This window comes from Kribbella sp. NPDC055110, from assembly GCF_053607525.1.
Genome location: NZ_JBSGTS010000006.1, coordinates 113,937 through 127,277, shown reverse-complemented (window position 1 = coordinate 127,277; position 13,341 = coordinate 113,937). Strand labels below are relative to the sequence as shown.

Annotated in this window: 11 protein-coding genes; 3 read left to right on the top strand and 8 right to left on the bottom strand. The window is 67.4% G+C overall.

Annotated features, from left to right (window positions below; translation table 11 throughout):
* Positions 1–35: 35 nt before the first annotated feature.
* The 6 genes from ACWF0M_RS12030 to ACWF0M_RS12005 all read right to left on the bottom strand — a co-directional run bounded on the left by ACWF0M_RS12030 (position 36) and on the right by ACWF0M_RS12005 (position 7,995).
* Positions 36–1,778 (bottom strand): glycoside hydrolase family 35 protein, encoded by a 1,743-nt coding sequence (locus ACWF0M_RS12030; RefSeq protein ID WP_452235647.1) that lies wholly within the window; start codon positions 1,776–1,778, stop codon positions 36–38.
* Between the two features lie 71 nt (positions 1,779–1,849).
* Positions 1,850–2,917 carry a LacI family DNA-binding transcriptional regulator gene (locus ACWF0M_RS12025; protein ID WP_452235646.1) on the bottom strand — a complete coding sequence of 356 codons (1,068 nt, stop codon included), beginning with the start codon at positions 2,915–2,917 and terminating at the stop codon, positions 1,850–1,852.
* A gap of 21 nt (positions 2,918–2,938) precedes the next feature.
* Positions 2,939–4,876 carry a family 43 glycosylhydrolase gene (locus ACWF0M_RS12020; protein ID WP_452235645.1) on the bottom strand — a complete coding sequence of 646 codons (1,938 nt, stop codon included), beginning with the start codon at positions 4,874–4,876 and terminating at the stop codon, positions 2,939–2,941.
* A 6-nt stretch (positions 4,877–4,882) separates the two neighbouring features.
* Complete coding sequence (locus tag ACWF0M_RS12015; protein ID WP_452235644.1) at positions 4,883–5,752, bottom strand: carbohydrate ABC transporter permease; 870 nt, start codon at positions 5,750–5,752, stop codon at positions 4,883–4,885.
* Positions 5,753–5,761: 9 nt separating this feature from the next.
* The gene (locus tag ACWF0M_RS12010; protein ID WP_452235643.1) at positions 5,762–6,718 is read right to left on the bottom strand and encodes a carbohydrate ABC transporter permease; all 957 of its coding nucleotides are present in this window, start codon (positions 6,716–6,718) and stop codon (positions 5,762–5,764) included.
* The gene (locus ACWF0M_RS12005) at positions 6,718–7,995 is read right to left on the bottom strand and encodes an ABC transporter substrate-binding protein (RefSeq protein ID WP_452235642.1); all 1,278 of its coding nucleotides are present in this window, start codon (positions 7,993–7,995) and stop codon (positions 6,718–6,720) included. Before ACWF0M_RS12005 ends, ACWF0M_RS12010 begins: the two co-directional genes overlap by 1 nt.
* A gap of 296 nt (positions 7,996–8,291) precedes the next feature.
* Between ACWF0M_RS12005 and ACWF0M_RS12000 the strand changes: the two genes are divergently transcribed.
* The gene (locus ACWF0M_RS12000) at positions 8,292–8,537 is read left to right on the top strand and encodes a DUF4345 family protein (protein WP_452235641.1); all 246 of its coding nucleotides are present in this window, start codon (positions 8,292–8,294) and stop codon (positions 8,535–8,537) included.
* Here ACWF0M_RS12000 and ACWF0M_RS11995 read toward each other — a convergent pair.
* The gene (locus tag ACWF0M_RS11995; protein WP_452235640.1) at positions 8,517–9,824 is read right to left on the bottom strand and encodes an SLC13 family permease; all 1,308 of its coding nucleotides are present in this window, start codon (positions 9,822–9,824) and stop codon (positions 8,517–8,519) included. The two genes, ACWF0M_RS12000 and ACWF0M_RS11995, sit on opposite strands and share 21 nt — an antisense overlap.
* Before the next feature lie 112 nt (positions 9,825–9,936).
* Here ACWF0M_RS11995 and ACWF0M_RS11990 point away from each other — a divergent pair, with 112 nt between their 5' ends.
* The gene (locus ACWF0M_RS11990; RefSeq protein WP_452235639.1) at positions 9,937–10,647 is read left to right on the top strand and encodes a FadR/GntR family transcriptional regulator; all 711 of its coding nucleotides are present in this window, start codon (positions 9,937–9,939) and stop codon (positions 10,645–10,647) included.
* Positions 10,644–11,408, top strand: coding sequence for a sulfite exporter TauE/SafE family protein (locus tag ACWF0M_RS11985; RefSeq protein ID WP_452235638.1), 765 nt, complete (start codon positions 10,644–10,646; stop codon positions 11,406–11,408). The genes ACWF0M_RS11990 and ACWF0M_RS11985 overlap by 4 nt, the downstream gene beginning before the upstream one ends.
* Positions 11,409–12,224: 816 nt before the next feature.
* Here ACWF0M_RS11985 and ACWF0M_RS11980 read toward each other — a convergent pair.
* A complete protein-coding gene (locus tag ACWF0M_RS11980) occupies positions 12,225–13,247 on the bottom strand; it encodes a LacI family DNA-binding transcriptional regulator (protein WP_452235637.1) in 1,023 nt (340 codons plus the stop codon).
* Between the last annotated feature and the right edge of the window lie 94 nt (positions 13,248–13,341).

The following is a 13,341-nucleotide window of genomic DNA, read 5'->3' as shown; positions in this document are numbered from 1 at the left end:
AACGTGTGCGGGTTTTCACGGCCGTCTCACGCCGCCTAGAGGTCGGTGTAGCCCAGGTGTGGTGAGGCGGTGAAGGTTGCTGTGGGGGATTCGAGGAGTTCTAGTTCGAGTACGGCGAGGTTGTTGGTGCCCTGTTTCAGCAAAGGCGCTGGTACGTAGAGGGTTTCCTGGGGGCCGCGGCGCCAGTAGCGGCCGAGGCAGAAGCCGTTGATCCAGGCGAAACCCTTGCCCCAGGCATCGGTTCGCAGGAACAGGTCGGACTCGCCGTCGGTCTCGAACGTCGCGCGCCACGCGGTCGGACCGATACCGAGCGCGGACGGCGTCGGTCCGGCGGAAGTCCACAGCTGTGGAAGCCGGTCGAGGTCGATCCCGCAGGCGGTCCAGCCGGCGAGTTCCGCAACACCCAGGCGGACCGGCCCGATGAGGCCCTTGGGCTCGCCGATGCGAGGCCCGTAGTTGACCCGGCCCTGGTCCTCGACGACGAGCTCGAGCCGTCCGCGGGTGTGGGGGAGCATGATCGCGCGCTCGTGGCGTTCGCGTTCCAGGACGCCGACCGGCGCACCGTCCAGGAACACCTGCACGCGGTCGCGGACCTCGCCGAACGTCAGCAACGCCGGCCCGCCCTGACGCAGCTCGGTCCGGAAGATCGCGAGCCGCGCGTCCAGCTCATCAAGCGTCGGCAGTTCCTGATGCTCCGACCACGTTCCACCGAAGCCCGGGAGGAGCCCGACCGGATCGGACAGTGCAACGCTGAACTCGGACGCCGGTGGGTTCGGCTCCGGCAGGGTGTCCGGCACCGGCGCGTACCGCGAGATCACCTCACGGAACGCGTGGAACTTGTCGGTCGGATTCCCGGCCTCGTCGAGCGGTGCGTCATAGTCGTACGACGTCACGGTCGCGCGGTACACCCCCTTGTCGTTGGCACCGCTCGACAGTCCGAAGTTCGTACCACCGTGGAACATGTAGATGTTCACCGACGCCCCGGCCGCGAGCAGCGCATCGAGCTCCGCGGCGGCATCGGCCGCGCTCGTCGTGTGATGACGTCCACCCCAGTAGTCGAACCACCCGTCCCAGAACTCCATACACATCAGGGGCCCGTTCGGTTGGTGCTTCCGCAGCGTCTCGAGCCGCGAGGTAACACGGGACCCGAATGACGCCGTCCGCAGTACACCGTCCAGCCCGCCGGCGGCGAGCATCGAGTCCGTCGGCTGATCCACCGTGACGAGCGGAACGGTCGCGCCGGCGTTCCGGACGACCTCGGCCAGCGCCTTCAAGTAGGTCTGGTCGTCCCCGAACGCGCCGTACTCGTTCTCGACCTGCACAAGCAGCACCGGCCCGCCCTGGTCGATCTGCAACGGCTGCACGATCTTCAGAACATCCTGCAGGTACTGCGTGACTGCGGACATGAACGCCGGCTCATAGCGGCGTACCCCGGCCCTGTTCTCGCGGAAGAGCCACGCCGGGAGTCCGCCGTTGTCCAGCTCCGCGCAGATGTAAGGCCCGGGTCGCACGATCGCGTACAGCCCGGCGGCCGCGACCTCGCGGAGGAACCGCCCGAGGTCGAGCATTCCGGAGGTGTCGAAGACGCCGGGACGCGGGCTGTGCAGGTTCCACGGGACGTAGGTCTCGATGGTGTTGAGCCCCATCAGCCGCGCCTTCTCGATCCGGTCCGCCCAGCAGTCCGGGTGCATCCGGAAGTAGTGCAGGGCGCCGGAGATGATCTGCAACGGACGGCCGTCCAGAACGAAGTCGGACTCACCGATGGCGAAGTCGGGCATGGGCTCTCATCTCTTGTTTACGTAAACATCAACGACGGTAACCGGACCTGCGGGCGACTGTCCACCCGAAGTCAGCGGCGGGTACGGCGACGCTTGCGGGGTGCTGCGGTGCTCTGCCGGACGATCAGCGGTGCGGCCACCGTGCCGTGGTAACCGGTCAGCTGCTCCCGCCCGCCGAGCTGCCGCATGATGACCTCGACGAGATCGTGGCCGATCTGGTGGAACTCCTGCCGGACCGTCGTCAGCGGCGGCCAGAGGTGGGCGGCGAGGTCGATGTCGTCGAACCCGACCACGCTCACGTCGTCGGGCACCCCACGGCCGGCCTCGTGCAGCGCATGGATCAGGCCGGCCGCCATCTCGTCGTTCGCCGCGAACACCGCGGTCACGTCGTCGCGCTTCGCGATGTCGCACCCGATCTGGTAGCCGGAGTCCGCGGACCAGTCGCCGCCGAACGGCGCAGGCACCTCGCGCCCGGCGCTGGTCAGTGTCTGTTTCCACGCGGTCGCCCGCAGGTCCGCCGGGCCGGAGTCGCCCGGCCCCGCGATGTGATGGACGGTCGTGTGCCCGAGATCCAGCAGGTGCTGGACCGCGGCGCGGCTGCCACCGACCTGGTCGGCGCCGACCGCCGGATGGTGTCCGATGAACCGCGAGTCGGACACCGCGACCGGCATGGTCGGCGGCAGTGCCAAGGCCGCCGGGGTCGCGGTCTCGGCGCGGATGATGATCAAGCCGTCGATCGCCTGGTGACTGAGGTGCTGCACGGCCTCGCTGACGTCGCTCGACGACGGACTCTCGACGTCGACGAGGCTCACCGAGTAGCCCTCCTGCCGGGCGGCCTCGATGACCGCCTCGATGGTCTTCGACTCGCCCGTGCGGATGACCTGGTGAGCGATCAGACCGATCGACCGGAAGTTGCCCTGGCGCAGCGCCCGGGCAGCGAGGTTCGGTGCGTACCCCAACTGCCGCATCGCGTCGAGCACCCGCTCCCGGGTCTCGGCCTTGACCGGCTCCGAGCCCGTGGACACGCGTGACACGGTCTGCGACGAGACACCGGCCAGCCGCGCGACGTCGCCGATGGACGGCCCCGTCTTCGGGTGTCCCTTGACTCCGCGGCGTACACCCCTGACCTCGCTCGACATGGCATCAGCATAGGCGGGGCGTCAGCTGTCACGGGCGATCATCAGCCAGCTGACCTGGATGTCGGGGGAGCGGGTGGGCGCGATCGACACGGTGATCTTGCCGTCGGCTCCGACCGAGACTCCGCCGTACGACGCGGCGACGCCGGTCGCGGTGAACAGGCGCTGCTGATCGACGACGGACCCGTTGACGGTCACCTCGGCCGCGCGGTTGGCCCACGGCCAAGGGTCGTAGTAGCCCGCGTGGACCGTGTACGTGCCCGGCTCGAGGTTCTCGAACGTGTACACCAACGGCTCGTGATTCTTCGCGTACCGCAGCGTCGTGTAGAGGTCGCCCGCGCCGGCCGGCGCGCTCGAACCGGTGTATCCCCACTGCGTGCCCGTCACGGGATCAGTCCCCAGCGGCTGTTCCGGTGTCGAGTTGAGCAGCGGTTGTTCGGTCGACGCGACCTGCGTCAGACGGGTCCAGTCGGGCGTCGCGGTCCCGCCGGCGTTCACGGCGTACCGCAGGCCGTGTGGCACGACCACGACCGAGCGCGTGAACGTCCTGCCGTCCGCCAACGTGCCACGCAGGGTCGTTGGCCCAGCCTGCGCGATGGGGTCCCAGGTGACGGCGACCTGCTGCGAGCCGCGTGCGGTCGTCACGGTGACGTTGGCCGGCAGTGTGCTGGTGTCGTTGAGCCAGATGGTGTCCGGGATCGCGCTCGTGACGGACCAACGGGTGTACGGCGTGAGGTCGCCCAACGTCCACTCGGTGTCCGGGCCGATGGTGAGTGCGCCCCCTTCGCCGAAGCTCATCGGCATCCAGACGTACGGCGCGTTCGCGAGATCGTTCGGGGTCCACCGGTCGCCCATGAAGAGGAACTTGCTGTGCTTCTGGTCGACCGGGATCACGTTGGTGCTCTGCGATCCGTACGTGGTCGCCGCGCCGGCGCCGGTGATCGGGACGCCGCGGTCGGTGAACTGACCCAGGACGTTCTGCGAGGTCGCGTAGTGCGCCGGGTTCGGGTCCCAGCCGGTGGCTCCCGACGTCACCAGATAGTAGGTGCCTTCCGACTTGAACAGGGCCGGTGCCTCACGCTGGTTGCAGGCGAGGGTGCGCACGAAGTCCTTGCCAGGTACAGCGTTTTCCGGCGCCGCGGACAGGTACGTGTAGGACCTGTTCAGCTTGGAGATGTACATCGTCCGGTTCTCCTCGGAGGAGTAGATGATGTACGCCGTACCGTCGTCGTCCACGAACAGGTTCATGTCCCGCGCCATCCCGCCGGCCGGGTCGAACGCGGACGACGTACCGCACCACGGCACCGAGTCGCTCGGGACCCGGTTCAGGCGGTACGAGTCGATCCAGCGGAACGGGCCCTTCGGCGAATCGGCGATCGCCACCCCGGCCTCGGCGCGCGCGTACGTCGACGTACTGGTCGGCGACGACGGGCCGTCGGAATGCACCCACATCACCCACTTGCCGGTGCTCTTGTTGTAGATCACCTTCGGGCGCTCGAGGATCGACGGACGCGCCCAGCCGTCGGTACGGACGCTGTTGGTCGACAGGTCGCGCCACACGACGTCCTTCTGCGCGGGCGTGTACTTCTTGTAGACCTTGGCGAAGTACGGATCGTTCTCGAACTGGTCGGGGGAGTTCATCGCGCGGAGTGCGAGCCCCTGGTCCTTCCAGTTGTAGAGGTCGTACGACGAGTACAGATGCACACCCGGGCTGTCGTAGTAGCCGTTGCTGCGATCCTCGCCGTACCAGTAATAGATGCGCCGGCCGTCCTCGTCCTGCGAAGGCACAACCTGCCCGCCGTGGGCCTGAACGACCTTGCCGCTGGTGTCCAGCCAGGGTTCGCCGGGGCGGAACGAGGTGTTTCCGGCGGGCTCGGCGGAGTTGGCCGGCGACGCCAACAGGCTCAGACCGACTGCGGCGAGCAGGACACCCACGACCGCCCGGATATCTCTTCGTTTCATAGGGGTTCAGCCTTTCAGACCGGTCTGGGCGACGCCCTGCACGAGATAACGCTGCAGGAAGACGAAGACGAGGACCAGCGGCAGGATCGAGACGGCTGCGGCCATGAACAGTTGCGGGATGTTGATCGTCTGCGCGGTGACGAACGTCGAGAGCGTGACCTGCACGGTCCACGCGCTCTCGTCCTGCGCCACGACGAGCGGCCAGAGGAACGCGTTCCAGCTCTGGATGAACGTGATCACGGCGATCGCCGCGATGAAGTTCCCCGAGTTCGGTACGACGATCCGCCAGAACGTGCCGCCGTACCCGAGACCGTCGATCCGGGCCGCCTCCTCGAGCTCCTTCGGAAATGACAGGAAATACTGGCGGAACAGGAAGACCGTGAAGCCGCTGAACAGGGCCGGGATGATCAGGCCGCGGTAGTCCGAGACCCACCCGAGCCAGGACACGATCACGAAACTCGGGACGAACGTGACTGCGCCCGGGATCATCAAGGTCGCGAGCACCGCGTAGAAGATCTTGTTGCTGTGCGGGTGGTTGATCCGGGCCAGCGCGTACCCGGCCAGCGAGCAGACGAGCAGCGTGCCGGCCGTGGTCAGGACCGCGACGATCGCCGAGTTCCGCAGCGAGCTGAGCATCGGCACCTCGGGATCGTTGAACAGATCGACGATGTTGTGCCACTGCACCTCCCGCGGGAACAACGTCCAGCCCGGGGCGGTGATGTCCTTGGTGCTGGCCAGACCGTTCCTGATCAACAGGTAGAACGGGATCAGGAAGAGCAAGGTCATCACGAGCAGCACGGTCAGTCCGGCGCCGTTGGCGATCCGATCGGTGACGGACCGCCGGTAGCCGACGGCTGTCGGCTGATGTGCATCCATGGGAATCTCCTAGTCGCTCGGTTTGCCGAAGCCGAGGATCTTGCCCTGCAGCACGGTGACGACGGCGATGATCGCGGCCAGGATCAGGGATCCTGCACTGCCGAGACCGAAGTTCTGCTGACTGCCGAGCGCCAGGTGGTAGAGGTACACCAGTGGTGGGCGTGCGTACTCGACCGCGCCGAGCAGGTTGTAGAACTCGTCGAAGGCCTGGTACGCCGCGATCAGGCAGAGCAGCAGCACCGAGATCGAGGTCGGCCGGAGAAGGGGCAGCGTGATGTGCCGGAAGACCTGCCATCCGGGCTTGGCGCCGTCGACGTACGCCGCCTCGTAGAGCTCGGGATTGATGTTCTGCAGCGCGGCCAGGAACAGGATCATGTAGAAGCCGGCCTGTAGCCACAGCCGCGCGGTCACGATGACGAGCCAGTACCAGGGCGGATCGAGCGAGGCCAGCCAGCTGATCGGTTCCACGCCGATCCAGCCGAGCAACGTGTTCGCCATCCCGAACCGGACGCCGTTGAAGATCGACAGTTTCCAGATCAGCGACGCGACGACGTACGAGCACGCGGTCGGCAGGAAGAACACCGAGCGGAAGAACGCCCGCGCGACCCGGACCCGGTTCACCAGCATCGCCAGGAACAGCGACACCACGAACGTGGTCGGCACGATCAGCAGGGCGAACGCGCTGAACGTGACCAGCGACGAGACGAATGCCTTGTCGGTGAGCATCGTCGTGTAGTTGCCCAGGCCAACGAACTTGGTCGGCGTCACCGTGCCCTGCGCGTCGAAGAAACTCAGGAAAGCGCTCCACGCGATCGGGAAGTAGACGAAGACGACGAGCCCGACCAGGAACGGCGCGATGAACAGCCAGAACGCCCGCCGCTGCCCGTGGATCGCGCGCGTTTTCCGGGCACTCCGGAGGCGCCCGACCGGGCGCACTCCGGGGGCAGCGGTCGTCTGCTCCGACATCACCCGAAGATCTTGTCGAGCTCGGTGTTGATCTTCTTCACCGCGCCGGCCAGCTCCGCCTCGGGATCCGCGCCCTTGCCGACGATCCTGGTCACCGCGTCCTTGAGCGCGGTGTCCATGGCCGGAGTCCAGTTCGGGTTGCCGGGTACGCCGTACTGCGTATTGAGCGTCACGGACTCGGCGGCCGGACCGGACTGGAGCTTGGACGCCTTCGCCGCGAGGCTCTTCCGCGGCGGGATGTGGAACCCGTAGCTGAGGGACCAGTCCTCCTGAAGATCGGTCTTGTCCACCCAGAGCCACTTGGTCAGGGCCTTCGCGGCGTCGATGTTCTTGGACTTCGCGCTGACGAACGCCGACCAGCCGCCCGAGATCACCGCCGGCTTGCCGCCGGTCGCGGCCGGGAACGGGAACGCGCCGATCTCGTCCTCGCCGAGCGCGGTCGACATACCGGGCACCGCCCACATGCCGAGCCACTGCATTGCGCACAGGTTCTGGTTGATCGCCGAAGGGTCCCACCAGTCCGTCGGCGCACCGAGCAGCAGGCTCTTGTCCGCGGAGAGTTTGCGGAGCTTGACGAGCACCTCGGCGACCTGCGCCGGCTCGAAGCCGACCTTGTGGTCCGCGGTCAGCAGGCGTCCGCCGGTCGCGAAGATCGCCGCCGGATAGAGGCCGCCGCCGGTGATGTTCGCGTCGTTGCCGGCGAACAGTCCCTTGGTCGTCTTGCCGGTGAGCTCCTTCGCGGCGGAGACCAAGTCGTCGACGGTCTCCGGCGGCTTGATGCCCTTCGCCTCGAACAGGCTCTTGCGGTAGTAGAGCATCTGCGGGTCGTTGATCATCGGGATCGAGTACAGGTTCCCGTCGATCGAGTTGGCGGCGAGATCGCCCTCGGCGAAGTCGTCCTTCACGTCGGCGATCAGGTCGTCGAGCGGAACCACCTGTCCCGAGCTGACCAGGGACCGCTCGAGGTGACTCTCGAACGCGTCCGGTCCGTTGCCCGACGACAGACCGCTCGACAGCTTCGCGGGATAGTCGCCGGGGATCCACTGGATCTGGACGGTCGCGTCGGTGTACTCGGCGGCGTACTTCTTCGCCGCCTCCTGCGTCCCCTTCTCGCCGTACTGGTGGTACCACTGGCTGAGCGAGACCTTGCTCCCGCCGCCACTGGCGGCGGCTCCGGTTCCCTTGTTGGAGCCACAGGCGCCGAGTACTCCGGCAGCGGCCAGACCAAGCGCCCCGCCGAGAACGGCGCGGCGGGAGAGGGTGGCGGGCGGGGTCATTGTTACCTCCGGAAGGCCAAGAATGTTTACGTGAACAGAATGTGTGCCCTGATTAGAGCGCCACACCGCTCCGGCGTCAAGACCCCGCCCCCTGGAACTTCGACTGATCCGGTTTACCTCCTACATCTCTTGTTTTGCAGACATTTCCACGTTGTAGCACGGTGATCTGAGCAACCAGTTCAGATCTGGCAACGCTGCCCTCTTGACGCCAACGCCGTACCAGCGCCATGATCAGGCCGATCGTCCTGTTTGCGTAAACAGAACGCCGTGCAGATGCTGTGCAGTAGCTTGTTGTAATGATTGCAATAGCTGTCGCGGCGGTGTTCTTCGCCGGCATGGGGATCTATGGGATCACCATGCCCGCGGCGCTGGTGCGGCCGTTCGGGATCGTGGCGGCTGGGCCTGACGCGCGCAACGAAGTACGGGCCGCGCCCGCGGGCCTTCTACCCGTCCTGGTTCTACTTCGGTGTGGAGGTCGTCCTCGGTGGAGTGCTGTGGTTCGCGGTGAGTTGAGCCGGGTGTTACCAGCCGGGGAGCACTAGCGCGGCCCAGACGAGCAGCGGGCCGGCCGCGACCACGATCACGCTGTAGGTGAGAATCTGCTGGTAGTACACGGGTTCTTCGATCGTGTCCGGCCGGTTCGCGAGCATCAGCGCACCGTTGGTGGAGAACGGGCTGACGTCGACGATCGTCGACGCGATCGCCAGCGCCGCGACGAAGAGGCCGGCGCTGATCCCACCGTGACCGATCAGCGGTACGGCGATCGGGATGATCACCGGCAGCAGTGCGGTCGACGACGCGAACGCCGACACGACACCGCCGACGTAGCACAGTACGAGCGCGCCGATCACGGCCGCGCCCAACCCGGCGGCCCAGTTGCCGACGAACTGCGGCGCACCCGATTCGGTCAGAATCGCGGCGTACGTGCTGACCCCCGCGACCAGCAGAACCGTCGGCCAGGCAACCTGCTTGATCGCGTCCTTGTGCTCGGTCGGCGACAGGATCGCGAGCAGTACGGCGGCGGTGATCGCGACGAACCCGATGTTCTTGTCGAACGCGAGCGCCACCACGGCCACGCCGACGAAGGCGATCAGCGTCAGCAGTTGGTCCCGTCGTACTCCGCGAGCGAGTGTTCCGGTCGGGGCCGACGCGCCGGTGCCCCGTTCGGTGACGGGGGCGCCTCCGTGGTGCAGATCGTCCGAGCTGATGACATCCACACGCTGGTTCAGCAGTTTCCGGCCGCCGAGCACGATGAACAGGATCGTCGCCATCACCAGGTTGACGACGAGGCTGGACAGGAACACGGTCAGCTCGCTGGACGGCAGCTTGGCGTCCTCCATGACCGAGTTGGTGATCGTGCCGTAGATGCTGATCGGCGAGAACCCGCCGCCCTGGGCGCCGTGGACGACGAACATGCCCATCATCAGCGGGTTGATCCTGTACCGCGCGGCGAAGCCGAGCGCGATCGGCCCGATGATCGCGCACGCGGCCGGGCTGGCGGCGCCGATCGCGGTCAGTACGGCGGTGACGGCGAACATCACCCACGGGATCAGCGCGACCCGGCCGCCGACGGCCCGGACCGCGCCGGCGACGATCAGGTCGACGGTGCCGTTGTTCTTCGCGATCGCGAACAGATAGGTGACGCCGATCAGCGTGAGGACCAGGTCCCCGCTGACGCCGGCCAGGATCTCCTTCTCGCTCAGGTGCAACGAGTACACGCCGACCAGCCACGCCGCGACGTACGCGAGGGCACCCATGTTGATCGGCAGCAGCGTGCCGACGACGAACAGCGCGACGAGCGCCAGGATCGCAACCCACTCTGGTCCCATGACGTGTCCTTCTTCCGGGGCGGAGGACGGTGCTGGTTGAGGCACAGATCACAGTGGTGGTTCGGTGGCCTAGCCAATAGCCCAATGGGCCACCTGTCAATAAGGTGTCTACATGGAGTCGCCCGCTCGTCCCGCACCACCCCGGCCGGTGCCGCGGTCCCGCCTGTACGAGCTGGTCGCCGACCAGATCAGCACCTGGATCACCGAGAACGGCCTGCTGCCCGGCGACCGGCTGCCGCCGGAGCGGGAGCTGGCGCAGCGACTCGGCGTGAGTCGCGCGACGCTGAGCCAGGCGCTGGTCGCGCTCGAGGTGATCGGTGCGGTCGTGGTTCGGCACGGCGACGGTACGGTGCTCACCGAGCGGGCCCGGACCGCGCCGGTGATGGAGGCGATCCGCGCGCACGCCGACCGGCTGCCCGAGATCATCGAGGCCCGTGACGCGCTCGAATCGAAGCTGGCCGCGCTGGCAGCGTCCCGTCGTACCGAGGGCGACCTGACCGCGATCCGGTCGGCGTTGGACACGATGGAGCGCGACATCGAGGCAGGTGGCCGGGGCGTCGAGGGTGACGCGGCGTTCCACGAAGCGGTGACCGCGGCCGCGCGATCGGAGTTGCTGGCGCAGATGATGACCGCCATCCACGACCTGATCCGGGAGACCAGGCTGGAGTCGTTGTCCCAGCCCGGCCGGCCGCGCGAGTCGCTCGCCGGCCACCGGAAGATCGCGGACGCGATCGCCGCCGGTGATCCGGACGCCGCCGCCCAGGCGATGCACGAGCACGTGATGCTGGTGTCCGACGTCGCACTGCTGCGAGACAGGTCGTGACCGTTGCGCAGCAGCTGGCGATCATCGCGGCCGGGCTCGGGGCCGGCGTGCTCACGTCCACCGTCGGGGTCGCGTCGCTGATCAGCTTCCCGGCGTTGATCGCGCTCGGGATTCCGCCGGTCGTGGCGAACGCCTCGAACACGATCGGCCTCCTGCCGGGCGCGCTGAGCGGCTCGTTCGGGTACCGCCGCGAGCTGCGCGAGGTCTCCCGCCCCACGACGATCGCGGTCGTGTTGACATGTGCGATCGGCGCGATCGGTGGCGCCGTACTGCTGCTCGCTTTACCGCCAGGAGTGTTCGCCGCGGCGGCACCGTGGCTGATCCTGTTCACCTGCCTGATCGTCGGCGTACAGCCGTGGATCTCCCGGTGGCTGCGATCTCGGCACACCGAACCGCAGGAAACGCGGACGACGATGACTCCGGCGACGACGTTCTTCGCCGCTCTCACAGGCGTGTACGGCGGGTACTTCGGCGCCGGCGCAGGCGTGATGATGATGGCGGTGCTCGGCCTCGGCCTGGACCTCGAGATGCGCGTCGTGAACGCGCTCAAAACCCTGTCCCTGCTGGCCGCGAACCTCGTCGCCAGCATCATCTTCGTCTTCATCGCCGACCTGAACCCGACCGCGATCGTGCTGCTCGCGATCGGGTCCGTCGCCGGCGGGTACGTCGGTGCGCACATCGGCCGCCGGCTGCCGAGCGGCCTGCTCCGCGTCCTGATCGTGCTCGCAGGCATCACCGCCGCGGTCCTGATGCTCCGCTGACTTCACGAGTCCCATGTCAGGCTTGCCGTAGCACACAAGCCCGGATATCCCCTCGAGTTGAGGGTTCTCCCCTCGCACACCACCAGAGAACCCCCAAAACGAGGGGATATCCGGCTCTTGTGGCTGAGGTGTGGGTGGTCGACGGGTTCCGGGGCGGTGCCGGCCCGGCGTGATGTGCACGCTCGACAGGAGGTGTCGGGTGGTGGGGTAGTGCACCTGAGCGTGAACGCGCCCGCGCGTACACCGTCTCGCCGGTGCACTACCTGTCGAGCGTGCACATCACCCCGCCGCAAGCAGCCGTCCCGCCACCAACCCGATCACCCAGCCACCCGTCCAGCAGAAGAACGGATATCCCCTGGTGTTGTGGGTTCTCCCCTCTAACACCAAGGGAGAAGCCAAAACACCGTCGGATATCCCCTCGTGTGCGAGGGCTCTTGTCGCGCTCGACCTCGGGGCCGGCCGTCGGGATGGACCGGGCGGTGCATGCGGTGGTGCGATGCGTGCGGCGGTGCGGGCGGTGGTGTGGTGCGGTGCGGGCGGTGGTGCGGTGCATGCGGTGCTGCGGGCGGGCGGTGGTGCGGGCGGTGGTGCGGTGCTGCGGGCGGGTGGTGGTGCGGTGCTGCGGGCGGGTGGTGGTGCGGGCGGGTGGTGGTGCGGGCGGGTGGTGGTGCGGGCGGTGGGGGCTGGAGGCAGGAGGTGGTGGGGGGAGGCGGGAAATGTCGGGTTCCAGGGCTCCACGGTGTGTCGCGAGTGTCCGGATGCCGCCACGGACGCCCACACGTCTGACCGGAGCGCCGGATAACCGATCTTGTGGCGTCAGTGGGTGGTGGGGGCTGTTGAGGCGCGTTTGATGAGGTGGACGTCGAGGGTTACGGCGTCGGCGGGGTGTTCGTCTTGTTCGATGGTGGCGAGTAGGCGGCGTACGGCGATGGCGGCTTTTTGGGGGATGTCTTGCGCGATGGTGGTGAGTTTCGGGGTGACGTATTCGCTCAGGTCGAGGTTGTCGAAGCCGAGGACGGAGACATCGTCCGGTACGTCGTACCCGCTGTCGGTGAGGCCCTCCATCAGGCCGATCGCCAGGATGTCCGCGGTGGCGAAGACCGCCGTGGCGTCGGGGTGATCGGTCAGCAGGTGCTGACCTAGCTCGCGACCCGTTGCGTGGGTGGTGGTCTCGACCGTGGCGAGCCGTTCGGTCCAGGTCAGTCCGACCTCGGCGAATGCGGCCCGGAATCCGTCGTACCGCTGGTGGACGACGCCGACGCTGCTGAACGACGGGCCTGCGAAGACGATCTCGCGATGCCCGAGGTCGAGCAGGTGACGTGCGGCGAGCAGTGCGCCGGTGTAGTCGTCGGACCGGACGCCGGTGGTCAGCGGGTTCGTCGAGTAGCTGTCGATCGCGAGCAGCGACACGTTGCCGACGGCGCTGGCGGTGAGCCGGTCGAGGTCCTCGTCGAGGAACCCGAGCAGGACCGCGCCGTCGAGACTCCAGGACTTCAACGCCTCGCCGACCTCGCTCGGCTCGGCGATGCCGCGCAGCAGCAGGTGGTACCCGCTCTTGCGCAGTTCACGTTCGATCTGGCCGAGGATCGCCACGTTGTGCGGGCTGATCATCAGGCTGTCCTCGTCGGCGGCCGGCACCAGCAGGCCGATCATCCGGGACGTCTTGGCCGCGAGACTGCGGGCCGACGCGCTCGGCACGTAGCCGCGCTCGGTGACGATCCGCTGGATCCGCTCGATCGTGTCCGGCGAGACCCGGGCGCGCTTGCCGTTCACGACGTTCGAGACCGTCATGATGCTGACCCCGGCCTCGTCCGCGATGTCCTTCAGCGTCACCCTCACTGCCCCGCCCCTTCCGGCCCGACCTCTTGACAGTTTGCTCCGGAGAACTCTACCTTCCAGCAAGGTGGAGCGCTAAACCTATCATAAACGAAGG